This is a genomic window from Pseudomonas sp. 3B-A001-10F, from assembly GCF_056313565.1.
Window position 1 is genome coordinate 250,531 of sequence record NZ_JBQYFW010000003.1, and the last position, 24,556, is coordinate 275,086.

At 58.5% G+C, this 24,556-nt stretch carries 23 protein-coding genes and 1 tRNA gene; 18 read left to right on the forward strand and 6 right to left on the reverse strand.

All coding sequences use genetic code 11. The annotated features are described in order from the left end of the window. Positions 1–73 precede the first annotated feature (73 nt). The 4 genes from rpoE to AC0ZWN_RS05235 all read left to right on the forward strand — a co-directional run bounded on the left by rpoE (position 74) and on the right by AC0ZWN_RS05235 (position 3,891). The gene (rpoE, locus tag AC0ZWN_RS05220) at positions 74–655 is read left to right on the forward strand and encodes an RNA polymerase sigma factor RpoE/AlgU (protein WP_003172477.1); all 582 of its coding nucleotides are present in this window, start codon (positions 74–76) and stop codon (positions 653–655) included. Between the two features lie 30 nt (positions 656–685). After that, positions 686–1,273, forward strand: coding sequence for a sigma-E factor negative regulatory protein (locus tag AC0ZWN_RS05225; protein ID WP_034153146.1), 588 nt, complete (start codon positions 686–688; stop codon positions 1,271–1,273). 8 nt (positions 1,274–1,281) lie between these two features. After that, positions 1,282–2,247 carry a MucB/RseB C-terminal domain-containing protein gene (locus AC0ZWN_RS05230; RefSeq protein WP_093438329.1) on the forward strand — a complete coding sequence of 322 codons (966 nt, stop codon included), beginning with the start codon at positions 1,282–1,284 and terminating at the stop codon, positions 2,245–2,247. 210 nt (positions 2,248–2,457) lie between these two features. Next, positions 2,458–3,891, forward strand: a complete 1,434-nt coding sequence (locus AC0ZWN_RS05235; RefSeq protein WP_476334294.1) for a DegQ family serine endoprotease — start codon at positions 2,458–2,460, stop codon at positions 3,889–3,891. A gap of 82 nt (positions 3,892–3,973) precedes the next feature. On the opposite strand, the gene AC0ZWN_RS05240 is transcribed toward AC0ZWN_RS05235, so the two are convergent. Further along, on the reverse strand, positions 3,974–5,407 hold the full coding sequence (locus tag AC0ZWN_RS05240) for a M48 family metalloprotease (RefSeq protein WP_034153149.1): 1,434 nt from the start codon (positions 5,405–5,407) through the stop codon (positions 3,974–3,976). 98 nt (positions 5,408–5,505) lie between these two features. Between AC0ZWN_RS05240 and AC0ZWN_RS05245 the strand changes: the two genes are divergently transcribed. Both AC0ZWN_RS05245 and AC0ZWN_RS05250 read left to right on the forward strand, forming a co-directional pair. After that, the gene (locus AC0ZWN_RS05245; protein WP_007911399.1) at positions 5,506–5,745 is read left to right on the forward strand and encodes a sulfurtransferase TusA family protein; all 240 of its coding nucleotides are present in this window, start codon (positions 5,506–5,508) and stop codon (positions 5,743–5,745) included. Positions 5,746–5,776: 31 nt separating this feature from the next. Beyond that, the gene (locus AC0ZWN_RS05250; protein WP_257357386.1) at positions 5,777–6,847 is read left to right on the forward strand and encodes an AI-2E family transporter; all 1,071 of its coding nucleotides are present in this window, start codon (positions 5,777–5,779) and stop codon (positions 6,845–6,847) included. Between the two features lie 137 nt (positions 6,848–6,984). On the opposite strand, the gene AC0ZWN_RS05255 is transcribed toward AC0ZWN_RS05250, so the two are convergent. Both AC0ZWN_RS05255 and AC0ZWN_RS05260 read right to left on the reverse strand, forming a co-directional pair. Continuing rightward, positions 6,985–7,458: a peroxiredoxin gene (locus tag AC0ZWN_RS05255; protein ID WP_476334296.1), complete on the reverse strand. Its 474-nt coding sequence runs from the start codon at positions 7,456–7,458 to the stop codon at positions 6,985–6,987. 10 nt (positions 7,459–7,468) lie between these two features. Then, the gene (locus AC0ZWN_RS05260) at positions 7,469–8,029 is read right to left on the reverse strand and encodes a glycine cleavage system transcriptional repressor (protein ID WP_034153153.1); all 561 of its coding nucleotides are present in this window, start codon (positions 8,027–8,029) and stop codon (positions 7,469–7,471) included. Between the two features lie 330 nt (positions 8,030–8,359). On the opposite strand from AC0ZWN_RS05260, the gene dapA reads away from it, so the two are divergent. The 6 genes from dapA to AC0ZWN_RS05290 all read left to right on the forward strand — a co-directional run bounded on the left by dapA (position 8,360) and on the right by AC0ZWN_RS05290 (position 15,932). After that, entirely contained in the window at positions 8,360–9,238 is an 879-nt protein-coding gene (dapA, locus tag AC0ZWN_RS05265) for a 4-hydroxy-tetrahydrodipicolinate synthase (RefSeq protein ID WP_476334298.1), read from the forward strand. A 17-nt stretch (positions 9,239–9,255) separates the two neighbouring features. After that, on the forward strand, positions 9,256–10,371 hold the full coding sequence (gene bamC / locus AC0ZWN_RS05270; protein ID WP_093438304.1) for an outer membrane protein assembly factor BamC: 1,116 nt from the start codon (positions 9,256–9,258) through the stop codon (positions 10,369–10,371). 6 nt (positions 10,372–10,377) lie between these two features. Next, on the forward strand, positions 10,378–11,139 hold the full coding sequence (locus AC0ZWN_RS05275; protein ID WP_095049221.1) for an MBL fold metallo-hydrolase: 762 nt from the start codon (positions 10,378–10,380) through the stop codon (positions 11,137–11,139). A gap of 28 nt (positions 11,140–11,167) precedes the next feature. Next, positions 11,168–11,881, forward strand: a complete 714-nt coding sequence (purC, locus tag AC0ZWN_RS05280; protein WP_093438296.1) for a phosphoribosylaminoimidazolesuccinocarboxamide synthase — start codon at positions 11,168–11,170, stop codon at positions 11,879–11,881. Positions 11,882–11,964: 83 nt separating this feature from the next. Continuing rightward, a tRNA-Ser gene (locus AC0ZWN_RS05285) sits at positions 11,965–12,054 on the forward strand. Positions 12,055–12,431: 377 nt separating this feature from the next. Continuing rightward, complete coding sequence (locus AC0ZWN_RS05290) at positions 12,432–15,932, forward strand: glycosyltransferase (protein WP_476334299.1); 3,501 nt, start codon at positions 12,432–12,434, stop codon at positions 15,930–15,932. A 118-nt stretch (positions 15,933–16,050) separates the two neighbouring features. Here the strand turns inward: AC0ZWN_RS05290 and AC0ZWN_RS05295 are convergent, their stop codons facing one another. Beyond that, a complete protein-coding gene (locus AC0ZWN_RS05295; protein ID WP_476334300.1) occupies positions 16,051–16,242 on the reverse strand; it encodes a YegP family protein in 192 nt (63 codons plus the stop codon). Positions 16,243–16,518: 276 nt separating this feature from the next. Here AC0ZWN_RS05295 and AC0ZWN_RS05300 point away from each other — a divergent pair, with 276 nt between their 5' ends. The 6 genes from AC0ZWN_RS05300 (at position 16,519) to AC0ZWN_RS05325 (ending at position 22,222) form a co-directional block, all read left to right on the forward strand. Beyond that, positions 16,519–17,484, forward strand: a complete 966-nt coding sequence (locus AC0ZWN_RS05300; RefSeq protein WP_476334301.1) for a glycosyltransferase family 2 protein — start codon at positions 16,519–16,521, stop codon at positions 17,482–17,484. A gap of 3 nt (positions 17,485–17,487) precedes the next feature. Then, positions 17,488–18,198 carry a class I SAM-dependent methyltransferase gene (locus AC0ZWN_RS05305; protein ID WP_476334302.1) on the forward strand — a complete coding sequence of 237 codons (711 nt, stop codon included), beginning with the start codon at positions 17,488–17,490 and terminating at the stop codon, positions 18,196–18,198. Next, positions 18,195–18,581, forward strand: coding sequence for a GtrA family protein (locus AC0ZWN_RS05310; RefSeq protein ID WP_476334303.1), 387 nt, complete (start codon positions 18,195–18,197; stop codon positions 18,579–18,581). The genes AC0ZWN_RS05305 and AC0ZWN_RS05310 overlap by 4 nt, the downstream gene beginning before the upstream one ends. After that, a complete protein-coding gene (locus AC0ZWN_RS05315; RefSeq protein ID WP_476334304.1) occupies positions 18,578–20,674 on the forward strand; it encodes a DUF6311 domain-containing protein in 2,097 nt (698 codons plus the stop codon). The genes AC0ZWN_RS05310 and AC0ZWN_RS05315 overlap by 4 nt, the downstream gene beginning before the upstream one ends. 74 nt (positions 20,675–20,748) lie before the next feature. Beyond that, a complete protein-coding gene (locus tag AC0ZWN_RS05320; RefSeq protein WP_093438267.1) occupies positions 20,749–21,669 on the forward strand; it encodes a LysR substrate-binding domain-containing protein in 921 nt (306 codons plus the stop codon). 187 nt (positions 21,670–21,856) lie between these two features. After that, a complete protein-coding gene (locus AC0ZWN_RS05325; protein ID WP_093438263.1) occupies positions 21,857–22,222 on the forward strand; it encodes a 5-carboxymethyl-2-hydroxymuconate Delta-isomerase in 366 nt (121 codons plus the stop codon). Positions 22,223–22,225: 3 nt separating this feature from the next. Here AC0ZWN_RS05325 and AC0ZWN_RS05330 read toward each other — a convergent pair whose 3' ends face one another. Both AC0ZWN_RS05330 and AC0ZWN_RS05335 read right to left on the reverse strand, forming a co-directional pair. After that, positions 22,226–23,161, reverse strand: a complete 936-nt coding sequence (locus AC0ZWN_RS05330) for a LysR family transcriptional regulator (RefSeq protein ID WP_093438259.1) — start codon at positions 23,159–23,161, stop codon at positions 22,226–22,228. Positions 23,162–23,337: 176 nt separating this feature from the next. Then, complete coding sequence (locus tag AC0ZWN_RS05335) at positions 23,338–24,531, reverse strand: cyanate transporter (RefSeq protein ID WP_476334305.1); 1,194 nt, start codon at positions 24,529–24,531, stop codon at positions 23,338–23,340. Between the last annotated feature and the right edge of the window lie 25 nt (positions 24,532–24,556).

Genomic DNA, 24,556 nt, shown 5'->3' on the forward strand with positions numbered 1-24,556 from the left:
AAGCCCGAGTCTATGTTTGCAAGTCTGGTCGTTTAGTTATGCAAGTCTCCTTCGGGCTTATCGAGGAGTGTTCATGCTAACCCAGGAAGAGGATCAGCAGCTGGTCGAGCGCGTTCAACGCGGCGACAAGCGAGCTTTCGATCTGTTGGTGCTGAAGTATCAGCACAAGATTCTCGGGTTGATCGTGCGTTTCGTGCACGACACCCATGAAGCCCAGGACGTGGCTCAGGAAGCCTTTATCAAGGCATATCGAGCGCTTGGAAACTTTCGCGGCGACAGTGCGTTTTATACGTGGCTGTACCGTATTGCCATTAACACGGCAAAGAATTACCTGGTTTCACGCGGCCGCCGGCCGCCGGATAGCGATGTAAGTTCCGAAGATGCAGAGTTCTACGATGGCGATCATGGCCTCAAGGATCTCGAGTCACCAGAACGTGCACTGCTGCGGGATGAGATCGAAGGCACTGTCCATCGAACCATTCAGCAACTGCCAGAGGATTTGCGTACGGCGTTAACTTTACGTGAATTCGATGGTCTGAGTTACGAGGACATTGCGAGCGTCATGCAATGTCCGGTGGGTACCGTGCGCTCCCGGATTTTCCGCGCCCGGGAGGCCATCGATAAAGCCCTGCAGCCGTTGTTGCAGGAAAACTGAGACAGCGGCGACAGCCAAGAGAGGAACGCCATGAGTCGTGAAGCCCTGCAGGAATCGCTGTCCGCAGTGATGGATAACGAAGCGGACGAACTGGAATTGCGTCGAGTGCTCAATGCACTGGATGATGTTGATACCCGTGAGACCTGGGCTCGTTACCAGATCGCTCGGGCAGCCATGCACAAGGATCTGCTGCTGCCACGTCTGGATATCGCTGCGGCAGTGTCTGCTGCACTGGAAGACGAAACGGCTCCGGCCAAAGTATCTCGCAGCCCATGGCGCAATCTTGGCCGTCTGGCTGTTGCAGCCTCGGTGACTGTTGCCGTTCTGGCCGGTGTTCGCCTTTACAACCAGGACGAAATCGCTGGTGTTGAGCTGGCTCAGCAATCCAATCAGCCAACCCTGGCCACCCCACAGGTCAAAGGTCCGGCTGTTCTGGCAGGCTATAGTGAAAGTTCGGAAGCCACTGGCCCTATGGCCAACGGCGTACTGCAAGGTCAGCCAGGCTGGCATGATCAGCGTCTGCCAGGCTACCTGCGTCAGCACGCACAACAGGCCGCACTGAAAGGCACTGAAAGCGCGTTGCCATACGCACGTGCAGCAAGTCTGGAAAACCGTTAAGGAGGATCATGCGCGCCATACCTCTACTTTCGCTTCTGCTCAGTGGCTGGTTCATAGTTCCAGCCCACGCTGATGAGGCCCAGGACTGGCTGACCCGTCTGGGCCAGGCCGAGCAGCAGCAAAGCTTTCACGGCACTTTCGTATACGAGCGTAACGGTAGCTTTTCTACCCATAACATCTGGCATCGCGTCCAGAATGGCCAGGTTCGCGAGCGTTTACTCCAGCTCGACGGTTCGGCGCAGGAAGTCGTGCGCATTGATGGACACACTCAATGCGTCAGCGGCACCCTGATCGCCGGTCTGGGGGATTCTCCCAACTCAGCCGCTCGTCCTCTCGATCCGCAAAAGCTGAAAAACTGGTATGACCTTGCCGTCATCGGCAAATCGCGCGTGGCTGGGCGAGACGCAGTGATTGTATCGCTGACGCCTCGCGATCAGCATCGTTACGGTTTTGAATTGCATCTGGACAAGAAAACGGGTTTACCGCTGAAATCGTTGCTGCTGAACGACAAGGGGCAGTTGCTCGAACGCTTCCAGTTCACCAGTCTCGATACTGACGAAGTCCCGTCGGACAAAGATTTGCAGGCTGATGCCGACTGTAAAGCGATAACGCTCGACAGCGACAAGGCTTCGGCGGTCAAGACCGCTCAGGTCTGGCATTCGGACTGGCTGCCGCCGGGTTTTGAACTGACCAGCAGCACCTCGCACAAGGACCCGGAAACCAAGACTCAGGTCAACAGTTTGCTGTACGACGACGGCTTGGCACGTTTTTCGGTTTTCCTTGAGCCTTTGAACGGCGCAACCGTCACTGACACCCGCACGCAACTGGGTCCAACCGTTGCCGTTTCACGTCGCCTGACAACGCCTGAAGGCGAGATGATGGTCACTGTGGTTGGTGAAATTCCAATTGGCACTGCCGAACGAATTGCTCTGTCGATGCGAAATACCGATGGCACTGCAACCAGTAAGCAGTGAGCTGATTCCAGTCATTACCACGTCTTCATCGAGACGTAGATGAAATGTTTGCTGAGCATTTTCATTTGCAAATACCCCAAAAATTTTTTATAGGTCAGAGCCTCACGGCTCTGGCCTTGTTTGTTGTTCCCGGAACAAAAATGCCGGTCGGTGGTTTCCGGCGTTCCTTGCTCCATATCGCTTAACCCTGCTCGTCGTAACGGGAGCTGTATGTCGATACCAAGTTTGAAATCCTATCTCTCCATTTTCGCCACTGTGCTGTTGCTCGGTCAGGCGGTGCCTGCGGCGCAAGCAGCCGATCTGCCTGACTTCACCCAATTGGTCGAACAAGCTTCGCCAGCCGTGGTGAACATCAGTACCACGCAGAAACTGCCGGATCGCAAAGTGAACCAGCAGATGCCTGATCTGGAAGGCCTGCCGCCGATGCTGCGCGAGTTCTTCGAGCGCGGCATGCCGCCTCAGCAGCGTTCGCCGGGCGGTGGTGGTCGTCAGCGTGAAGCGCAGTCGCTGGGTTCGGGCTTCATTATCTCCCCGGATGGCTACATCCTGACCAATAACCACGTAATCGCCGATGCCGACGAGATCCTCGTCCGCCTCGCCGACCGCAGTGAAATGAAAGCCAAGCTGATCGGCACCGACCCACGTTCCGATGTGGCCTTGCTGAAAATCGAAGGCAAGGATCTGCCGGTGCTCAAACTGGGTAAATCCCAGGACTTGAAAGCCGGTCAGTGGGTCGTGGCAATCGGTTCGCCGTTCGGCTTCGACCACACCGTGACTCAAGGCATCGTCAGCGCCGTTGGCCGCAGCCTGCCGAACGAAAACTACGTGCCGTTCATTCAGACCGACGTGCCGATCAACCCGGGCAACTCCGGTGGTCCGCTGTTCAACCTGAACGGTGAAGTGGTCGGCATCAACTCGCAGATCTACACCCGTTCGGGTGGTTTCATGGGCGTGTCGTTCGCGATCCCGATCGACGTGGCGATGGATGTGTCCAATCAGTTGAAGAGCGGTGGCAAAGTCAGCCGCGGCTGGCTGGGCGTTGTCATCCAGGAAGTGAACAAGGATCTGGCCGAGTCGTTCGGTCTGGATAAACCGGCCGGCGCGCTGGTTGCGCAGATTCAGGATGACGGCCCGGCAGCCAAGGGCGGCCTGCAAGTCGGCGACGTGATCCTGAGCATGAACGGTCAGCCGATCGTCATGTCTGCTGATCTGCCGCATCTGGTCGGCGCACTGAAAGCTGGCGCCAAAGCCAATCTGGAAGTGATTCGTGAAGGCAAGCGCAAGAATGTCGAACTGACCGTTGGCGCGATCCCTGACGAAGACAAAGAGCTGGATGCACTGCCGAAGTCCGGCACTGAAAGCACCAGCAACCGCCTCGGTGTGTCGGTGGGCGAGCTGACCGCCGAGCAGAAGAAAGCCTACGACCTCAAAGGTGGTGTGGTGATCAAGGAAGTGCAGGACGGTCCTGCGGCGCTGATTGGTCTGCAGCCAGGTGACGTGATCACGCACCTGAACAACCAGGCCATCGGCTCCACCAAGGAGTTCGGCGAGATCGCCAAGGCACTGCCGAAGAACCGTTCGGTGTCGATGCGCGTTCTGCGTCAAGGTCGTGCCAGCTTCATCACCTTCAAACTGGCTGAATAATCCAGCGCTAAGGTAAAAAAGAAACCGCCTCGAAAGAGGCGGTTTTTTTATGCCTGAAGCTTTTGTCTGGACGGCAGGAGGCTTAGCCCATCATGTCCTTGACCATCCGCTCTTGTTCCATCAGCTCACGCTGGCGGGCATCGATGCGTGAAGACAGCGGGAAGTTACTGCCAGCCTTGCGCTTGGCAAAATCGAGTTGCTGGATCGCCTGGCGATAATCGCCAACCAGCGCGAAATACTCGGCCCGCGCCTGGTGCAGGCCAATGATGTTCCCCGACAAGCCACGGGTTTCGGCGACCTGATACCAGACATCCGGATCATCCGGGCGGGATTTGAGTAATGCTTCCAGCGCCTTCTCGGCATCCGGCGCGCGATTCTGTTTCAGCAGCAGATCCACTCGAACCTGATTCAGCGGATAGTTGCCCGGATATTGTGTAAGCATCCGGTCCACACGGGACTGTGCATCCGGCAAACGATTATTGGTGATGTCCAGATCGACTTGCGCAAGGTTGTAGATGATTTCGTTCGGCGACGTCGCCAGCAATTGCTTGAGATTCTCGCGCGCTTCATTCAACTGGCCACCCTTGATCTGCGCAATCGCCAGACCGTAGCGCGCCACATCGTTCTTCGGGTTTTCATCCAGCTGCGCACGGAAACGCTTGGCGCCCAGGCCCGGGGTTTCTTCGTAGATCAACTGCACGCGCGCGCGGATCAATTGATAGCGCTTGGAGTCTTCAATGCCGCCCGGTTTGGCTTGTTCGGCGCGGTTGCGGGTGTCGGCAATACGCGACTCGGTCACCGGGTGAGTCAGCAGGAATTCCGGTGGCTTGGCGTCGAAACGGTATTGACGCATCAGGCGTTCGAACATGGTCGGCATCGAGCGCGGGTCATACCCGGCCTTCTCCAGATTGAGAATGCCGATGCGGTCGGCTTCCTGTTCGTTCTGCCGGGAGAAGGTACGTTGCGACTGAATCGCCGCTGCCTGCGTACCGGCGATGGTCGCAATACCAGCGTCACCGCCACCGGCTGCGGCAATGACGATCCCGGCCAGCAGCGCGGCCATCATCGGCACCTGCATTCGTTGCGATGCCTCGACGCCACGCGCAAAGTGGCGTTGCGACAAGTGCGCCAGTTCGTGCGCCAGTACCGAAGCGTATTCACCTTCGGTCTGCGCATTGAGGAACAAACCGCCGTTGACCCCGACCACGCCGCCCGGCGCCGCGAAGGCGTTGAGCTGCGGGCTGTTGATCAGAATGAATTCAAGGCGTCGGTCAGTGACTTGACTGGTCTCCACCAGCTTATAGACGCTGGATTCGACGTAGTCCTTGAGCTGCGGATCGTTGAGCTGTGAAACCTGGCTGCGCAACATCGCCAGCCAGGCGCGGCCAAGCTGGTATTCCTGTTGCGGCGAGACAATGGCAGAACTGGCGTCGCCAAGTGACGGCAGATCGTCGGCAAAGCCTGGTGAGGCGAGCAGGCAAGCGAGCGTCAGCAGGGTAGGGCGCAGAAAAGTCATGCACAAAGCCTTAGAAGACAAAGACCTTACTGTAGCCGGACACCGAAGCTGCGACCAGATATTCTAGGCTGCTCGAAGACCTGAACCGGAGTGACGCAATGACTGACGCTGTAGCCCATGACGTGGAACTGGACGCCAGTGGCCTGAATTGTCCGTTGCCGTTGCTCAAGGCGAAAATGGAGCTGAACAAGCTTCAGAGTGGCGCCGTCCTCAAGGTGATCGCCACCGATGCGGGCTCGCAACGCGACTTTCGCACCTTTGCCAAATTGGCCGGTCATACGCTGCTGCGCGAAGAAGACGAAGCAGGTGTTTACCGTTACTGGTTGAAAAAGGCCTGAAATCGACAGCGTTACAATCTAAGGATTATTGATGTTCAAAGTGTTACGCGACTGGATTCAGCGCTATTTCTCCGATGAGGAAGCGGTGGTGCTGGCGGTGCTGCTGTTTCTCGCCTTCACGGCCGTGCTCACCCTCGGCGGCATGCTCGCGCCGGTGTTGGCGGGGATGGTGCTGGCGTATCTCATGCAGGGCCTGGTGGTCACGATCGAGCGTCTGCGCGTGCCTGGTGGTGTGGCGGTAGGATTGGTGTTTGCGCTGTTCATGGGCGTGCTGATGCTGTTTATCCTTGTGGTGTTGCCGTTGCTCTGGCATCAGTTGATCACCCTGTTCAATGAGTTGCCGGGCATGCTCGCCAAATGGCAGTCGCTGCTGTTGCTGCTGCCGGAACGCTATCCGCACTTGGTGTCCGATGAGCAAGTGTTGCAGGCGATCGAGGCGGCGCGTGGCGAGATCGGCAAGTTCGGCCAGTGGGCGCTGACGTTCTCGCTGTCGAGTCTGCCGCTGCTGGTGAACATCATGATCTACCTGGTGCTGGTGCCGATTCTGGTGTTCTTCTTCCTCAAGGACCGGGTCATGATCGGCGAGTGGGTGCGTGGCTACTTGCCGCGTGAGCGCGCGCTGATCACTCGGGTTGCGCAGGAGATGAACCGGCAGATCGCCAACTATATTCGCGGCAAGGTCATCGAAATCGTGATTTGCGGCGGCGTGACCTACATCGCGTTTGTCGCCCTCGGACTCAACTATGCGGCGCTGCTGGCGTTGCTGGTCGGTGTGTCGGTGGTGGTGCCGTATGTGGGCGCGGTGGTGGTGACCGTGCCGGTGCTGCTGATTGCGCTGTTCCAGTGGGGCTGGAGCGATCAGTTCATTTATCTGATGGCGGTCTACGGGATCATTCAGACACTGGATGGCAATGTGCTGGTGCCGCTGTTGTTCTCGGAGGCGGTCAATTTGCACCCGGTGGCAATCATCTGTGCGGTGCTGTTGTTTGGCGGGTTGTGGGGATTTTGGGGCGTGTTCTTTGCGATCCCGCTGGCGACCCTGTTCAAGGCAGTGCTGGATGCGTGGCCGCGCAAGGAGCCGGTGGTGGCGCCGCTGCTCTAGTGGCTGATCCAGATTATTCGGTAAGTCAGGGCCCATTCGCGAGCAAGCTCGCTCCCACACTGGATCTGTGGCTTTCACAAGTCCAATGTGGGAGCGAGCTTGCTCGCGAAGGCGTCAATGAGGGCGACGCAAAGCCATCAGGCTTTATTCAAGTCCTGCGCAGCTGCCAAAACTGCATCCACATGCCCCGGCACTTTCACACCACGCCATTCCTGACGCAGCACACCGTCCTTATCAATAAGGAACGTGCTGCGATCAACGCCCAGGTATTCCTTGCCGTACAGCTTTTTCAGCTTGATCACGTCGAACAATTTGCAGACGGCCTCGTCCTTGTCGCTGATCAGCTCGAACGGAAACTCCTGCTTGCACTTGAAGTTCTCGTGGGACTTCAGGCTGTCGCGGGAGATACCGAAAATCTCGGTATTGGCGGCCTTGAATGCGGCGTATTGATCACGAAAGCCCTGGCCTTCTGTGGTGCAACCCGGGGTGCTGTCCTTCGGATAGAAATAGATCACCACTTGCTTGCCCTTGAGGGCAGACAGGCTGACAGTCTGCCCGCTGGTGGCAGGTGCTGCGAAATCGGCAACCGGTTGGTCGATGACAACGGCCATGAAAGTTTCCTTACATTGGGTTCTGTGGGCGCCAAGGCTCGATCAGTGCGTCCAGGTTCATCGCGTCGGAGAAGTCGAGGAACTGGTCGCGCAGCCAGCTGATCTGGGTGCCGGCGGGCAGGGTCACGGTAAATGTGGCGTTGAGCATGGTGCCGCCGGTCTGCGGCGCCTGGTACGTGTCGCAGGTCAGGTTTTCCAGTTCGACGTTGTGATCCATGAAGAACTGGCACAGCTCATTGATGATGTCCGGGCGATACGCCGAGCTGACATACGCCACGTACGGCAGGGCCTGCGGACGATTTTCCAGCGGCGCGCTGCGCACCACGTTGGCGGTGAAAGCGTGTTTCTTGGCCAGACCCGGCAAGCTGCCTTCCAGGCGGGCGAGGGCATCCCAACTGCCGGAGACCTCGAGGACCAAAGCGCTGCACTCGCCGTGGCGAGTCAGGCGTGAAGTAACCACGGCGCAGCGATTTTCATGGCTGGCGCGGCACAGGACGTTAGTCAGCTCCATGGGGTTGGCGCCGAGGGCACTGATGACAAGGAATTGTTCGCGAACTGTGGGGGTGGACATGCAGCATTCCTAAAGCGATGAGCGGTCGGTAGGTTTACGGGCCTTGGCCACCGGGGAGTGCCTGTTCTGGCTGTCCGTACAAAGAGGCCCGGCAAGCGCTCGCGGCTCGCTCCACTATAGCGGGAGCGCGTCGATGCGACGCAGGAACGGGGTCTGGGAGGCCGTAAAGGGAGGCTGGAACCCGGCGTACAAGCTGATCAGTACCGATCAAAGTCTGAAGGGTAGCGAAAAGCGGCGCCAAGGGGAATGGCGGCAGCGCAGTACTTCGCTTGTGCAAGCATCTTGGCGCCAGTACCATTACCGCTCTCTTTTTCCGGCAGGAGCGGTTTCATGATTGCGGGCAGTATGGTGGCACTGGTCACTCCCATGGATGCACAAGGGCGTCTTGACTGGGACAGCCTCAGCAAACTCGTGGACTTCCATCTCAAGAACGGCACCCATGCCATTGTCGCGGTCGGTACTACCGGCGAGTCGGCAACCCTTGATGTAGAAGAACACATCGCCGTCATCAAAGCCGTAGTCAAACAGGTTGCCGGGCGCATTCCGGTCATCGCCGGCACTGGCGCCAACTCGACCCGCGAAGCTGTCGAGCTGACCCGCAACGCCAAGGAAGCCGGTGCCGACGCCTGCCTGCTGGTGGTTCCGTACTACAACAAGCCGACTCAGGAAGGTCTGTACCAGCACTTCAAGCACATCGCTGAAGCGGTCGACATTCCGCAGATTCTCTACAACGTTCCTGGCCGCACCTCTTGCGACATGCAAGCCGAGACCGTGATCCGCCTGTCCACCGTGCCGAACATCATCGGTATCAAGGAAGCCACCGGCGACCTGAAGCGTGCCAAAGCAATCATCGATGGTGTGAGCACGGATTTCATCGTGCTGTCCGGCGATGATCCGACCGCCGTTGAGCTGATCCTGCTGGGCGGCAAAGGCAACATCTCGGTGACGGCGAACGTCGCGCCGCGCGAAATGGCCGATCTGTGCGAGGCTGCGCTCAAAGGCGACGCCGACACCGCACGGGCGATCAACGAAAAACTGATGCCACTGCACAAAGACCTGTTCATCGAAGCCAACCCGATTCCGGTGAAGTGGGCTTTGGTGGAAATGGGCCTGATGCACGAAGGCATCCGCTTGCCACTGACCTGGCTGAGCACACCTTGTCACGAAACGCTCCGCTCGGCCCTGCGCCAGTGCAGCGTCCTGGTTTAATTGAGGAAGTACAACGCATGAAGCGAATGGCCGGACTTTCCGCACTTGCCTTGATTATCTCCAGCACCAGCGGCTGCGGATGGGTCTGGGGGCCGGAAGGTTATTTCCGCGACCGTGGTAGCGATTACCTGCAAGCGCAACAGACTGCACCAATGCAACTTCCACCGGAAGTCAGCACTTCCAAGCGTCTGGATCCGCTGTTGCCGATCCCGCGTAACGTTGCTGATGACACCGAGAAGGGCGAATACATTGTGCCGCGTCCTCAGCCGCTGTCGGCCGTTGCCGATGCCAGCGATTACTCGCTGCAGAAGAGCGGTGACTCCCGCTGGGTCGTGGCCCAGCACCCACCGGCCGAAGTCTGGCCAGTGGCGGTGCAGTTCTTCCAGGACAACGGTTTCCGTCTGGATGAACAGCGCCCGCAGACCGGCGAGTTCACCACCACCTGGCAGCATTCCGACGAACTGTCCGCTGCCATGGCCAAGCGCCTGAGCGCAGCCGGCATCGCCAGCGACAGCGAAACCCGCGTGCGTGTGCGGATCGAGCCGGGCGTGCAGCGCAACACCAGTGAAATCTACGTGGTCAGCGCCGAGCGTCCTGCCGGCAGCACGGCCGACGTGGCCTTCACCAACCGTTCGGTCAACACTGGCCTGGACGCAGCGCTGGTCGACGACATGCTCGCGAGCATGAGCCGGATCTCCGAGAAGGGCGGTTCGGTGTCGATGCTGGCCTCGCGTGATTTCGATACGCCAAGCCGTGTCAGCCTCAGCGAAGACGGCAGCGGCAACCCGGTGTTGAACGTCGGTAACGATCTGGATCGGGCCTGGTCGAGCGTTGGCCGTGCACTGGAACAAGGCGAATGGCGCGTTGAAGACATCAACCGTAGCCTGGGCCTGTACTACATCAACCTGGCCGAAAAAGCCGAGAAGAAAGACGACAAGCCTGGTTTCTTCAGCAGCCTGTTTGGCAGTGCGCCGAGCAAGGAAGAAGTTGAAGCCCGTGCCGAGCGTTATCAGGTTCGCCTGAGCAAGGTTGGCGAGAACATTCAGGTGACCGTCGAGAAAAACATCAACACCGTCGCGCCGGCTGAAGTGGCACGCAAAGTGTTGAGCGTGATTCAGGACAACCTGGGCTGATCAACCATGCGTTTTGCCGTTCTCGGCAGCGGTAGCCAAGGGAACGGCACGCTGATCGCCAGTGCTGATACGTATGTGCTGGTGGATTGTGGTTTTTCCCTGCGGGAAACCGAAAAACGCCTGTTGCGCCTGGGTGTGACCCCGGCGCAACTGAGCGCGATACTCGTAACCCACGAACATGCCGACCACGTGCATGGCGTGGGTTTACTGTCTCGGCGCTACAATCTACCGGTCTACCTCAGTCGCGGCACACTGCGCGGGATGCGCAAACCGATTGAACCCGCAGGCTTTCTGGCCGGCGGCGAGCAACTGCAGATCGGTGCACTGAGCATCGGGGTCATTGCCGTGGCCCATGATGCGCAGGAACCGACCCAGTACGTCTTCAGTGATCACCAGCAGCGGCGCTTCGGCCTGCTGACCGACCTGGGGTCCTACTGCGAGCGGGTGCTGGATGGTTATCGGGACCTCGATGCGTTGATGATCGAGTCCAACCACTGTCGCGACATGCTGGCCCGTGGTCATTACCCGTACTTTCTCAAGCAGCGGGTGGGCGGCGAGCTGGGACATTTGAACAACCATCAGGCGGCATTCCTGGTGTCCGAGTTGGGCTGGCAGGGCTTGCAACACCTGGTCCTGGCCCATCTGAGCAGCAAGAACAACCTGCCGCAGCTGGCCCGGCAATGTTTTGTCGACACCCTCGGGTGCGACCCGGACTGGCTGCAACTGGCCGATCAAGATTCAGGGCTCGACTGGCGCCACATCGCCTAGCCCACCTACTTAGCAAGCGGAGCCCATCATGGAAAAACGTGAAGAACTCTACCGCGGCAAAGCCAAATCGGTTTACAAGACCGACGACGCTGACCGCTTGATCCTGCTGTTTCGCAACGACACCTCGGCGTTCGACGGCAAGCGCATCGAGCAGCTCGACCGCAAAGGCATGGTCAACAACAAGTTCAACGCCTTCATCATGCAGAAACTCGAAGCGGCCGGCGTACCGACCCAATTCGACAAACTGCTGGCCGACAACGAAGTGCTGGTCAAGAAGCTGGACATGATCCCGGTCGAGTGCGTCGTGCGTAACTACGCCGCTGGCAGCCTGGTCAAGCGTCTGGGCGTCGAAGAAGGCCTGAAGCTCAATCCTTACACCTTCGAGCTGTTCCTGAAGGACGACGCCAAGGGCGACCCGTTCATCAACGAATCCCACGTCGTGGCCTTCGGTTGGGGCACCGCCGAGCAACTGGCGCGCATGAAAGAACTGTCGCTCAAGGTCAACGAAGTCCTGACCAAGCTGTTCGACGACGCCGGCCTGCTGCTGGTCGACTTCAAGCTTGAATTCGGCGTGTTCAGCGACGGCTCCATCGTCCTCGGTGACGAGTTCAGCCCGGACGGCTGCCGTCTGTGGGACAAGGACACCAAGAAGAAGATGGACAAAGACCGCTTCCGTCAGGGCCTCGGTGACGTTATCGAAGCTTACGAAGAAGTCGCCAATCGTCTGGGCGTACCGCTTTAATCGACGCAAGCATCTGATAGCACGAAGAAAATTTCGAAAGAGGGTTTGCTTTCGGTAAAAGTGTTGTTATGATGCGCGCCGTTGGAGAGATGCCAGAGTGGCCGAATGGGACGGATTCGAAATCCGTTGTACCTTCACCGGTACCTAGGGTTCGAATCCCTATCTCTCCGCCATTACATAGAAAAAGCCCCGTAGATGAAAATCTACGGGGCTTTTTCGTTTCTGCGAATCCAGTATTCGTGGCGATAGCGCTGAAGCGCGTCGTGCATGGTGAGGTCCTACGCAGAGAGGCAATTTAAGTAAACACAGCCTCTGCCGACATTAGAGACACAACGCTCACAGGACTCACCGACCCATTTAAAGCCGCGCTCGCAGAGTAGGGGCTGTCATTTTTGGCCAGCGATCGGCTGCCAAATCACACCTGTCGTCGTTTATCCTCTGTCCAGTCATGAGGCCAGCGCTCTCACTAAAGTGGATACTTGCTCACCTCGGCCGTGAAAGGCGCATCCAGCGAGTTCCAGCCTCGCTCCCTATTTGAATTGGTTTGAATATGAAAATTCCACCATCAGCCCAAGGTGCTCACCGCGTTTCTGAACGTCAGTCCGTCAAGTCAGGCAGCAGCGCCGCACCCCACGTCGAAGACTGCGAAGTGCTGGTTGCGCAGCCGCCAGCGTTCGAGGATGGCGAGCCGCCAGTCGGCGTGGTTATCCATGCGTATTACCCCGAAGTGCTGAAAGATATTCTGCGTCGTTTGATTAAACAGACTGAACGCCTGCACCTCTACGTAACCTGCGTAGCCGGTCGTGAAGATGAGATATGTGCTCAGCTGACGGCCAGCACATTGAGTTTTTCGCTATACCGGGTGCCGAATCACGGCAGGGATGTTTTGCCGTTTCTGCGGGTGCTGCCGTTCTTGCGTGCCGATAACATCCGCATGCTGGTCAAGCTGCACACCAAGCGTTCGCTGCACTTGGGCGGGGCGATCGATTGGGGCGTTGAACTATTCGATGATCTGCTGGACCCGGTACGATTCAGTCGAGCGCTGGAACACCTGGCCGACCCGGTGCATGTGCCGATGCTGGGTCCTCAGCGATACCTGGTGCCAGTCACCCGATTCCTCAGCGAAAGCAACCGCGCCTTGCTTGTTACCCTGGCCGAGCGTGGCGGTATTGAGCCGCAGGGCATCAACGAAGCGGATTATTTTGCCGGCACCATGTTCTTTGCGCGCATTGAAGTGTTTGCGCCTTTGGAGCGGATTCAACTGACGGGCAGCGATTTCGAAGTTGAAAGTGGCCAGCTCGACGGTACCTTGGCACACACGTTAGAGCGGTTTTTCGGCGTTCTGGCGAATGTTGGCCGGCAGCAGCGCAATATTGACCTTTATCAGCGCTGGCTGGCGAGTCGGCAACTGGCCGCCGTCGAGGTCGAAGGTTTGCCCGCGCGACTGGCGAGCTGGCCGCGGCAACCGGACGTGTTGTTGGTGTTGACCGACACTACGGGTGATATCGAACTGTTGCGTTCGAGCCTGGAAAGCATTGACCGCCAGCTTTATCGGGCGGCGGCCATCGTGGTGCTCTCCAATGCCGAACCTGTAGGCGTGACGCCGGCCGATAATCTGGTCTGGCTGCCGTTGGCCGAATCGTGGCCGAGCCAGCTCAATGAACTGTTGCAGGAGATCGACGTTGACTGGTGGTACCTGTTGCGTGGCGGAGACGAACTGGATCCCCACGCGCTGCTTTTGCTCGCCGAAGGCATCGCGCTCAATCCCGGTGTCAGCGCATGCTACAGCGATGAAGACTCACTGACTGCTGAAGGCTGCCAGAGTCCGGTATTCAAGCCGGATTTGAATCTGGATATGTTGCGCAGTTATCCCTATGTCGGCCGCGCACTGGCTTTCAGTCGCGAGGCCGCGCTGTCTGCCGACGGCTTTGATCCAGCCTTCAGCGAACTGGCGCCCCATGATTTGCTTTTTCGGCTGATTGAAACTCACGGTCTGGGCACTGTCGGGCACCTCGCGGATGTGCTGGTGCATCAGGCCATCAATTTCCCTCAGTGGCTCGGTGAACCGCAAGTCATCGCGAACTCGGCAGCCATCGTCGGGGCGCACTTGCAGCGTCTGGGCGTGGCGCATGAGCTGCTGGCCGGACCTTTGCCAATGGCGAATCGTGTGGTCTACCAACATGCGGAACAGCCGCTGGTGTCGATCCTCATTCCCACCAAGGACTGCCTGCCGATGCTGCTGCGCTGCATCGAAAGCATCATGGAGAAAACCAGCTACACGAATTACGAACTGATCATCGTCGACAACAACAGCGAAACAGCCGAGGCCCGAGACTGGTTCAACGGTATGGAGCTGTTGAACAATCCCAAGGTGCGCATCCTGCGTTATCCGCACCCGTTCAACTATTCGGCGATCAATAATTTTGCGGCCAGTCATGCCCGCGGCGATTACCTGGTGCTGCTCAACAATGACACGGCGATCATTGATGGCGACTGGCTTGGTGCACTGCTCCATCACGCCCAGCGGCCGGAAGTGGGGATAGTGGGCGCTAAACTGTTATTCCTCGACGGGACTGTTCAGCATGCAGGTGTGGTACTCGGGTTGCGTGGCGTTGCAGACCACCCGTTTATCGGCGATTCAATGCAGTCCAACGGCTACCTTCATCGCTTGCATCTTGATCAGAACTACAGCGCGGTCACCGCCGCCTGCCTGATGATCAGCACCGAGCTGTACCAGCAAGTGGGGGGGATGGACGAGGTCAGCCTGGCCGTTTCCTTTAACGATGTGGATCTGTGCCTGAAGGTCGGCCAGGCTGGACGGCTGATTGTCTGGACACCCTATGCGCTGCTCGTTCACGAAGCCAGTGTGAGCCAGAACAACGTCGACACGACCAAGGAGGAAGCCAAGCGCAAACGGTTCAAGGGCGAACAGTCGGTGATGTACCAGCGTTGGCTTGCGCAAATCGCCAACGATCCGGCCTACAACCGCAACCTGACCCTGGAGGGCAGTGGCTTCTCCTCCAAATACCGCACCGACACTGATTGGCACCCGTTTGCCAGTCGTGAGTTGCCTCATGTGCTGTGTCACCCCCTCGATTCTTTCGGCAGCGGACACTACCGCGTGCGTCAGCCTTTCGCTGCCCTGAAAGCTGCGCAACTGATCGGCGGAACGGTGAGCAACGAGGGACTGCAACCGACAGAACTGGAGCGCATTGCGCCGGACACGATCATTTTCCAGGGACAGCACACAACGCCTCATCTGGAGTACATGCAGGACACCAAGGCATTCTCTAGGGCGTTCAAGATTTACGAGCTGGATGACTATATTCTTGGCGTGCCCGCTGGCAACTTGAACCACGAATTGCTGCCCAAAGACATCACCAAACGCTTGAAGAAAGCCGTAGGGCTGTGCGATCGGTTGGTGGTGTCTACCGAGCCGCTGGCCAATGCGCTGAAGGGCTTCAATGCCGACATCCGGGTGATGGAAAACCGTCTGCCGAGCCATTGGTGGAGCGACCTGACCAGCCAGCGCCAACAAGGCCGCAAGCCTCGAGTTGGCTGGGCCGGCGGCTCGAGTCACAGCGCCGACCTGCAAGTCCTTGCCGAAGTGGTTCGTGCGCTGGAAGGAGAAGTTGAATGGGTATTCATGGGGATGTGCCCACCAGCACTGCGTCCCTATGTCCATGAGTTCCATAGGGGGGTGAGTATCGAAAAATACCCGCAAAGACTGGCTGAGCTGAACCTCGACCTGGCTTTGGCACCTCTGAAAGACAACTTTTTCAACGCCTGCAAAAGCAATTTGCGCTTGTTGGAATATGGCGCCTGTGGTTTCCCCGTGATCTGTTCGGACATCCCTTGTTATCGGGGTGATTTCCCGGTGACGAGGGTCAGGAACCGTTCGCAAGACTGGATTGCCGCTATTCGCGAACATCTGGCTGAGCCCGATGCCAGCGCCAAGGCTGGAGACGCCCTGCGCAGCGTTGTACTCAATCAGTGGATGCTCAAGGACGAACATCTGTTGGCATGGCGAAACGCCTGGCTGGCGGACTGAACAAGAGGCCAGCGTTGCGCGCTGCTTCTTCAATGTCTTTCGATACAAAGCCCGAAAAAAAGCCTCACAGCCTTAAAGCTGTGGGGCTTTTTCATATCTGCAGGATCGTGCAGAGCGGCTAGATCTCCTTGACCGGCGTCTCCCCCTGCGCAGCCTTGATCAGCCCGATCACATGCATGCAATCCGCCTTGTTCACATACGACTCGCCACTGGCGATGGTCTCGTGGTTACCCGCTCTCAGTCTCCAGCGCCATTGTCCTTTGCCGGTGCTCGGGGTGCCTCTGGATTGCCTGTAAATCTCGAAATACATTCAGTTCGCTCCATGCGATTCATTGTGCGACAGCCGGTGTGGCGCATGGTCGCAAGCCTAGCGCAGACGGTTTTTTTGGCTATCGGACATTTGTTTCCAATCGTTCGCGGATGTTTCTGAAGGACGCGGGCTAGAGCGCAGCAATAGGCCTGTGGATTGGCCAAAATGACGCCGTCTGATCCTTGCAACACCGTCGACGCTGCTGCTTAATACGGGACGGCTCATGGCGTCGAATATCGTTCGGCGACCGACAAACACTATAAGAAGAGCACTCCTTTGACTGAGCACGGAACGCAACAGGCCGGGCGGGTGAAGTTATCGCTGGTGGTCCCCGTTTTTAACGAAGAGGACAGCCTCGACACGTTTCTGCGGCGCATCAATGAAGTCTTTCAGACGCAGGCGTTGATCGACCTTGAACTGGTATTCGTCAACGACGGCAGTACCGATGCCACGCTTGAGCGCCTGCTCGAACATCAGCGGGACGATGGGCGTCTGCGTATCGTCGATTTGAGCCGCAACTTCGGCAAAGAAGCAGCGTTGTCCGCCGGTTTGCAGATCGCGACCGGGCAGATCGTGGTGCCGATCGACGCTGATCTGCAGGACCCGCCCGAGGTCATTGTGCAGATGATCGAGCGTTGGCGAGAAGGCTTTGAAGTGGTGCTCGGTCATCGCATCAGCCGTCGCAGCGACACCTGGGCCAAGCAGACATCAGCGCACTGGTTCTACCGCCTGCACAACAAGATCGCTGAACAGCCTTTGCCCGAGAACGTCGGTGATTTTCGCTTGATGGATCGCTGCGTGGTTGATGCCTTGCTGACCCTGCCGGAATCCCGGCGCTTCATGAAAGGCCTGTTCGCCTGGGTCGGCTTTCGCACCACCCACGTCGATTACGAGCGCCCGGAGCGCGTCGCGGGGCAGAGCAAGTTCAATGGCTGGCGCCTGTGGAACTTCGCGCTGGAAGGCATCACCAGTTTCAGCACTGAACCGTTGCGGATCTGGACGTATGTCGGCGCACTGGTGTCGCTGGTGTCATTTGCCTTCGCCATATTCATTGTCCTACGCACGCTGATTCACGGTATCGACATGCCCGGTTATGCCTCGCTGATGGTGGCCGTGACCTTTCTCGGTGGACTGCAATTGATCGGCATCGGTGTGCTCGGTGAGTACCTGGGCCGCACGTATATCGAATCCAAACGCCGGCCGGTTTTTCTGGTGCGTCGCGTCTATGACCCCAAGGACTGACACATGGATCTCAAGGAAACCGACATCCTCGGCGACGCCATCAACGAGCACTGGTATTACTGCTCAAAAGCCGCCGCCACCCGGCGTTTGCTGGGAAATGCACCCATCAGCCGAATCCTCGATGTCGGTGCCGGCTCGGGATTTTTCTCCCACCATTTGCTGACGCACACCGATGCACGCGAAGCATGGTGCGTGGATATCAGCTACCCCGCCGACTCCAGCGCGACCACCGCCGGCAAACCGGTGCACTACCGTCGCGGGATCGAAACCATCGAGGCCGATCTGGTGTTGCTGATGGACGTGCTGGAACACGTCGATGATGACCTCGGTCTGCTCAAGATGTACGTCGACAAAGTGCCATCGGGCAGCCGGTTTCTGATGACGGTACCGGCATTCCAGTTCTTGTGGAGTGGCCACGATGACTTTCTTGAGCACAAGCGCCGTTACACCCTGGCGCAGTTCGAAACCCTGGCGCGTGATGCCGGTTTGACGGTGCAGCGCGGTGCCTATTATTTCGGTGCGGTGTTTCCGATCGCTGCGGCGTTGCGCTTGCTGCCGCAAGGCGCGCAAGCCCAGCCGCCGCGTTCGCAACTCAAGCGTCATCATCCGCTGGTGAACGGTGTTCTCAAGACGCTATGCAGTCTTGAACTGCCGTTGATGGGCATCAACCGTCTGGCCGGGTTGAGTGTGTTCGTGCTGGCGCGCAAACCGTGACCTCGGCGCGAAAAACAGCATTGATTCAGCGAGGGTTGCGCTTTGCCGTGACCGGGCTGTTTGTCACTGCGCTGCACGCGCTGGTGGCGGTGCTGTTCATCAACTTCATTACTGCGCAACCGCCGCTGGCCAACGGCGTGGCGTTTGCCGTGGCGACGGTGGTTTCCTACGTGATCAACACCACCTGGAGCTTTTCTGCCCGCTTGCATGGACGAACGCTGCTGCGTTTTCTGCTGGTGTCCGTGGGCGGCTTTTTCCTCGCGATGTTCGTTGCCTGGGCCGCGCAGGTTGCCGGGCTGCACTATCTGCTGGGCATCGTTGCGGTGGCACTGACGATTCCAGCGTTCACCTTTGTCTTGCACAATTTCTGGACTTATCGATGAAGGCTTCACCAAACCATCCGGCGCTGGGCGTGTTGCCTTTACTGCTCGGCGTTCTGGCATTTTTCTGCGTGATCGGGCCGCAAGCGCTGGATCCGCAAAACATTGCCTGGCTGGAGCAGGGCGATCCGGCGACGCATTATCTGGGCTGGGAATATTTTCGCCATTCACCCTGGACCCTTCCGCTCGGACTCAACCCTTCCTATGGTCTGGAGCTGGGCAGTTCAATCATCTTTTCCGACTCCAATCCGCTGCTGGCGTTGCTGTTCAAACCGTTCAATGCGTGGTTGCCGGCGACCTTCCAGTATTTCGGTCTGTGGCTGCTGGCGTGTTTCGTGCTGCAAGCCTGGTTCGCTTGGAAACTGCTGGGGCTGATGACCGGCAATCCGCTGATTCGTTTGCTGGGTACCGGTTTGCTGGTGGTTTCACCGCCGATGTTTCTGCGCATGGGTGGACATCTTTCCCTGTCCGGGCATTTTCTGATTCTGGCGGCGCTGTACCTGGCGTTGTTGCCGAACCTGTCTCGACGACGCTTGGCCTGGGGCGCGTTACTGGCGGTGACGGCGATGGTGCATGCTTACCTGCTGGCGATGGTGGCGCTGATCTGGGTAGCAGATCTGCTCGGCAAAACTTTCAGCCAACAACTGGCTCGGCGTCAGGGGCTGCTTGAAGGTATTTCGCTGTTTGCCGTGGTGAGTGTGTGTTGCTGGCAGGCCGGTTACTTCGCCATTGCCGACGGCGGGCAATCCGGCGGGTTCGGGTTGTACCGGATGAACCTGTTGTCGCCACTCGATCCAGCGGGCTGGTCGTTCATCTTGCCGGATCTGCCAAAAGCCAGCGGCGATTACGAAGGCTTTAATTATCCGGGGCTGGGTGTGCTGTTGCTGGTGCCGTTGGCGCTGATTGCCTTGCTGAGAAATCGCCAGCCGCTGAAGGATGAGCTTCGCGTTCGCCCTTGGCTGTTGCTGGCGTTGATCGGTTTATCGTTGTTTGCGCTATCGAACCAGATCGGTGTCGGCGGGCAAACATTCAGCTATCCGCTGCCTAAAATCGCCCTCAAACTGGCCAATATTTTTCGCGCCTCGGGGCGGATGTTCTGGCCCGTGTTGTACGCGCTCATCCTGATGGTGATGTTCCTGCTGGTACGCGGTTACCGGCCACGTATCGTCGTCGCGTTGTTGGCACTGGCATTGACGATACAGATTGTCGACACGCGCAACGGCTGGATGGGCTTGCGCAACAGCAAAATGATGACGCCCGCCGCAGAATGGCCAACGCCGATGCGTGATCCATTCTGGGTGAGTGCGGCGGCGCATTACCCGAACGTGCGCAGTCTGATGCCACAGAATCAGTCCGAACGCTGGCAAGTGATTGCCGATTTCGCTGCGACCCATGGTCTGAAAACCGACGCGGTCTATCTGGGACGCATGAGTTCCACAGCGCTGGATCAGGCTCGGCAGAAAACGCAGCACATGCTCGAATCAGGGCAATACGATGCCGACTCGTTGTACATCCTCGACGACTCCGTGCTGGCCGATGCCGCCAAAAGCGTCAACAGTGAAACGGATCTGCTGACCCGAGTGGATGGCCTGGTGGTACTGGCGCCGGGCTGGAAGCGTTGTTCGCAGTGCCTGAGCGTGTCTGATGAAGGACGCCGAATGTCATCGCTGGCACTGATGCGTCCCGGTCAGGCGCTGATCTTCAACTACTCCGCCCGGCAGTTGACCAGCGGTTGGTCGACCCCGGAAAACTGGGGTACATGGTCGGCGGGGCAGCAGGCGCAGGTCGACTTGCGGGTGTCACCCGAGGCGCGCTCGATTGCGCTGGAGGTCATGGCATTCGTTTTGCCGCAACACCCGGCGCAGCGAGTGATTGTCAGTTTGAATGGCGAGCAGGTACTGAGCACGCGGCTGGTGCAACATCAGGATAATCATCTGGAGATCCCGATCAGTCCCGCGATCCGTCAGCATCTGGCAGACAATGATCGCCTGACGATCGAGCTGCAATTGCCCGACGCCATCAGCCCTGAACAACTGGGCATCAATGACGATTCACGGGTCATGGCGCTGGGCTTGAAACGCCTGACGGTGTACTGACGCAGCGTGGCGATGGACGGCGGGGCCCCGGCCTTTCTACACTGCCGGTATTCCGGGGGGGCAGGGGGCAATGGATGAACCGCAATGAACTACGCAAGGCTGACATCAACCTGATGGTGGTGTTCGAGACCTTGATGCTCGAACGCAACGTGACCCGGGCGGCCGAGAAGCTGTTTCTCGGCCAGCCGACCATCAGCTCGGCGCTCAATCGCTTGCGCACCATGCTCAATGATCCGCTGTTCATCCGTGTCGGCCACCGCATGGAGCCGACTGCGCGTGCCGAAGATATTTTCCGCCATCTCAAGCCCGCGCTGGACTCATTGTCGGTCGCGCTGAGTCTGACCCGCGATTTCGATCCGGCCGTGAGTACCATGACCTTTCGCATCGGTCTGTCCGATGACGTCGAATTCGGCCTGTTGCCGCCGCTGTTGCGTGCGTTGCGCCAGGAAGCGCCGAACGTGGTGTTCGTGGTGCAACACGTCGATTACTGGCGCATCCCCGATCTGCTTGCAGCGGGTGATATCACGGTCGGCATCAGCCAGACGCGTGGCTTGCCGGCCAATGCCAAGCGCAAATTGCTGCGGCACATCCAGCCGAGCATCCTGCGCGCCGACGCCAGCGATACACCGCTGACGCTGGATGAATATTGTGCGCGCCCCCATGTACTGGTTTCGCACACGGCCAACGTCAGTGGTTTTGCCGATGAGTGGCTGGCCGAACTCGGTCGTACTCGCCAAGTGGTGCTGTCGGTGCCGCAATACAGCGCGTTGCCGGCGCTGCTGGCGGGCACTGACTTGATTGCCAGTCTGCCGGATTACGCGGCGGCAGCCATGGCCACTTCCGGATTGCTGTTTAAGGAGCCGTTTCCGTTTAAAACACCGACGCTGGATTTGTCGATGGTCTGGCTCAGCCACGTCGACAGCGATCCGGCGGAGCGCTGGTTGCGCTCCAGGCTGGAGCAGTTCATGAGCGAGCGGCCACTGACGCCATCCTGAGCCATAACACACACTTTGTGGGAGCGAGCTTGCTCGCGAAAGCGCTGTATCAGGCACCTTAAGTGTCGCTGAACGATCGCATTCGCGAGCAAGCTCGCTCCCACATTGATATGTGAAAGTCCCCGGGAAGGTAGGGCAGAGCTGTGCTATATGTACGACCTTTCTGCCAACTGACTGGGGACCTGCAATGCCACACCTGCACATGGAATACACCGCCAACCTGCCGCAGTTGAACGCCGATGTCGCGTTGATGCGGCTCAACAACACCCTGGTGGGCTCTGGTCAGTTCGCGGCGGAGTTCGATATCAAAAGTCGTGCGGTGAAAGTCGAGACCTTCAAGGTCGGAACCGCCATGGCCGAGCGCGCCTTCGTCTATGTGAAGCTGGCGCTGCTCAGCGGGCGTTCGCCGCAGATCAAGAAGCAGTTGTCAGAGAGCCTGTTGGCAGTCTTGCAGGACCTGTGCGAATGGCCGGCCGGTGTCGAGGTGCAGCTGTGTGTCGAACTGGTCGACATGGATCGCGAGTCCTACAGCAAAACCGCTATTGGCGTGTAGGACTCAGGCCGCTTCGAGTTCGCTGCACACCTTGACCACCTGCTCGCGCAACCACAGATTGGCGCTGTCCTGATCAACGCTCTGGCTCCATTGCATGTCGAGGGTAAAGCCCGGCAAGCCATTTGGCGCCTCGCAGTGATTGAACACCGCCTCGTTGGTCAGTAAACGCTGGATACGGCGGGGCAGGGTGAGGATGAAGTCGGTCCCCGTGATCATTTTCAATGCCGCGCTGTAGCTGTTCGAGCGCGCGACGATCTGACGCTTCTGCGCCTGCCGCGCCAGCCAGCCATCGACCATGTTGGTGGTTGACGTCCATGGCGTCGGGAACACGTGCCGGCGTTCGGTAAAAGCCTGCAGGCTCAGGCGTGGCTCCAGTGGCGTGGCGCGTTTGTCGAAGACGCAGACCAGATCGTCCTCCAGCAGCATTTGTGATTTCAGGTCAGCGTGATGACGGTGGAAGTTGGGGCCGAAGCTGATCACCAGATCGAGGCTGCCGTCGCGCAGCTCATCCGCCGGGACATCGGTCTCGAACTTGTGCATGTTGACCATGACCGGCAAATCGTCGAAGTCGAAACGCTTTAACAGACGCGGCAGGATCAGTTGCTCGAAGTATTCCGGGGCGCAGATGTTGAAGGTGACGGCTTGTCGGGTCGGGTCGAACGTGGGGGCACCGGCGTGGCACAGGTTGATGCTTTCGAGGATCTTCTGCACATGCCCGTACATGGTGCTGGCCTTGTAGGTCGGACGCATGCCGGTGCGGGTGTTGATAAACAGTTCGTCTTCGAAACTGGTGCGCAGTTTTTTCAAACAGTAGCTGACCGTGGACTGGCTGACGAACAGGGTTTCTGACACATCGGTGACGCTGCTCTGCTCATAAACAGCGACAAACACCATGAGATCCTGCATGTCGAGCTTTCTAAGCAAGTTACTGTTCAGCATCCGTTCCGTCTCGCTGTGCTCCTTGCGCTGAATCCGCGCAAACGTGTGCGAATGATCCTAACGGAACGATGGTGCCAGGACAAAGCCCTGTAGGACGTTTCACAGTCAGTTGTGGGACAGAAAGTTTTAGTAACACGACGTCACCGACAAAACCGCCGAAAAGTGGCCAGAAGCCTTTATCTCGACGAGGGAAAGTGTCGGGCGTAATGCCTGGGATCGAAGCGCCATACCATCAACAGCATCACCACCATTACCGCGGTCAACGACCACCACGCCCACTCGAAGCTGCCCAGTTGATCGCGGATCATTCCAGCCAGCAGCGGCGAGAGACCAGCAATCAGATAGCCAATGCCTTGCACAAATGCAGTCAGGCCACCGGCACGTTGCGGGTTGTCGAGATGATCAAGCGAGACAATCAGGCTCATCGGGAATAACCCGCCAATGCCCAGCCCCAACAGGCATGGCCACAGCAGGCTGAATTGTTGCGGGCTGAGGATCAGGCCGCAAAATCCGCCGATGATCAGAGCCAGTAGTGTCATCAGAATCACACGCCGATCCCGGCTGCGATTGGCGATAGCCGGAACCACCAGACCGGAAATTACCTCCATGGCCGTCAGCAAACCCAACAGCAGCCCGGCGTTCTGTTCGCTCCAGCCGTTTTCCACGTAGTACGGCGCGAGCCAGGCCAGCACGCAGGTATAGGACGCTGTCCCCAGACCAAAGAAGAGGGCCAGCAACCAGGCACGGGAATACTTGAAGAACGAATCCTTGCCGGCTGTCGCCGTCACCGTGGAGGACAGCTGGTTGCGTTGCGACCACCAGAACAGCAGCGCGATGAATGCCAGGATCGCCCAGATCGCCAAACCGCCGCGCCAGCTCCCGGTTTGCAGCATCACCAGCGGTGCGAACGAGGCCGCAATGGCCGCTCCACCCATGATCGACGTGACATATAAACCCATGCACAGCGCGACATTGTCGGCGAAGCGCGATTTGATCAGCGTCGGCATCAATGCCTGAATCAGTGCAATCCCGAGGCCGGCCAGCACCGCGCTGACGATCATTTCAGCGGCCGATTCGATGAACAGCCGCGACAGCGTCGCCAGGCCAATGATCAGCAGTGACAGGAAAACCGTCCGTTGCTCACCCAGCCGTTGACTGATGCCAATGCCGAAAAACATCGCCAGCCCCATCGCCATCACTGGCAGCATGGTCAGCAGTGACGCGACGCTGAAGCTCAGCGGGATGTCAGTGCGCATGGCCGACAGTAAAGGTCCGACCGCCGCCATCGATGGACGTAGATTGAGGGCGACGAGCATGATCGCGAGCATCAGCCAGACAGCGGGGCGAGCGGTGGCGCGGAAGTTTTCCATCATCAGACCTTTGAGCGGGGCGGAT

What these genes read in the sequence shown, in the direction of transcription:
- rpoE (WP_003172477.1), top strand. Translation starts at nt 74, where the DNA reads ATGCTAACCCAGGAAGAGGATCAGCAGCTGGTCGAGCGCGTTCAACGC.
- AC0ZWN_RS05225 (WP_034153146.1), top strand. Translation starts at nt 686, where the DNA reads ATGAGTCGTGAAGCCCTGCAGGAATCGCTGTCCGCAGTGATGGATAAC.
- AC0ZWN_RS05230 (WP_093438329.1), top strand. Translation starts at nt 1,282, where the DNA reads ATGCGCGCCATACCTCTACTTTCGCTTCTGCTCAGTGGCTGGTTCATA.
- AC0ZWN_RS05235 (WP_476334294.1), top strand. Translation starts at nt 2,458, where the DNA reads ATGTCGATACCAAGTTTGAAATCCTATCTCTCCATTTTCGCCACTGTG.
- AC0ZWN_RS05240 (WP_034153149.1), bottom strand. Translation starts at nt 5,407, where the DNA reads ATGACTTTTCTGCGCCCTACCCTGCTGACGCTCGCTTGCCTGCTCGCC.
- AC0ZWN_RS05245 (WP_007911399.1), top strand. Translation starts at nt 5,506, where the DNA reads ATGACTGACGCTGTAGCCCATGACGTGGAACTGGACGCCAGTGGCCTG.
- AC0ZWN_RS05250 (WP_257357386.1), top strand. Translation starts at nt 5,777, where the DNA reads ATGTTCAAAGTGTTACGCGACTGGATTCAGCGCTATTTCTCCGATGAG.
- AC0ZWN_RS05255 (WP_476334296.1), bottom strand. Translation starts at nt 7,458, where the DNA reads ATGGCCGTTGTCATCGACCAACCGGTTGCCGATTTCGCAGCACCTGCC.
- AC0ZWN_RS05260 (WP_034153153.1), bottom strand. Translation starts at nt 8,029, where the DNA reads ATGTCCACCCCCACAGTTCGCGAACAATTCCTTGTCATCAGTGCCCTC.
- dapA (WP_476334298.1), top strand. Translation starts at nt 8,360, where the DNA reads ATGATTGCGGGCAGTATGGTGGCACTGGTCACTCCCATGGATGCACAA.
- bamC (WP_093438304.1), top strand. Translation starts at nt 9,256, where the DNA reads ATGAAGCGAATGGCCGGACTTTCCGCACTTGCCTTGATTATCTCCAGC.
- AC0ZWN_RS05275 (WP_095049221.1), top strand. Translation starts at nt 10,378, where the DNA reads ATGCGTTTTGCCGTTCTCGGCAGCGGTAGCCAAGGGAACGGCACGCTG.
- purC (WP_093438296.1), top strand. Translation starts at nt 11,168, where the DNA reads ATGGAAAAACGTGAAGAACTCTACCGCGGCAAAGCCAAATCGGTTTAC.
- AC0ZWN_RS05290 (WP_476334299.1), top strand. Translation starts at nt 12,432, where the DNA reads ATGAAAATTCCACCATCAGCCCAAGGTGCTCACCGCGTTTCTGAACGT.
- AC0ZWN_RS05295 (WP_476334300.1), bottom strand. Translation starts at nt 16,242, where the DNA reads ATGTATTTCGAGATTTACAGGCAATCCAGAGGCACCCCGAGCACCGGC.
- AC0ZWN_RS05305 (WP_476334302.1), top strand. Translation starts at nt 17,488, where the DNA reads ATGGATCTCAAGGAAACCGACATCCTCGGCGACGCCATCAACGAGCAC.
- AC0ZWN_RS05315 (WP_476334304.1), top strand. Translation starts at nt 18,578, where the DNA reads ATGAAGGCTTCACCAAACCATCCGGCGCTGGGCGTGTTGCCTTTACTG.
- AC0ZWN_RS05320 (WP_093438267.1), top strand. Translation starts at nt 20,749, where the DNA reads ATGAACCGCAATGAACTACGCAAGGCTGACATCAACCTGATGGTGGTG.
- AC0ZWN_RS05325 (WP_093438263.1), top strand. Translation starts at nt 21,857, where the DNA reads ATGCCACACCTGCACATGGAATACACCGCCAACCTGCCGCAGTTGAAC.
- AC0ZWN_RS05330 (WP_093438259.1), bottom strand. Translation starts at nt 23,161, where the DNA reads ATGCTGAACAGTAACTTGCTTAGAAAGCTCGACATGCAGGATCTCATG.
- AC0ZWN_RS05335 (WP_476334305.1), bottom strand. Translation starts at nt 24,531, where the DNA reads ATGGAAAACTTCCGCGCCACCGCTCGCCCCGCTGTCTGGCTGATGCTC.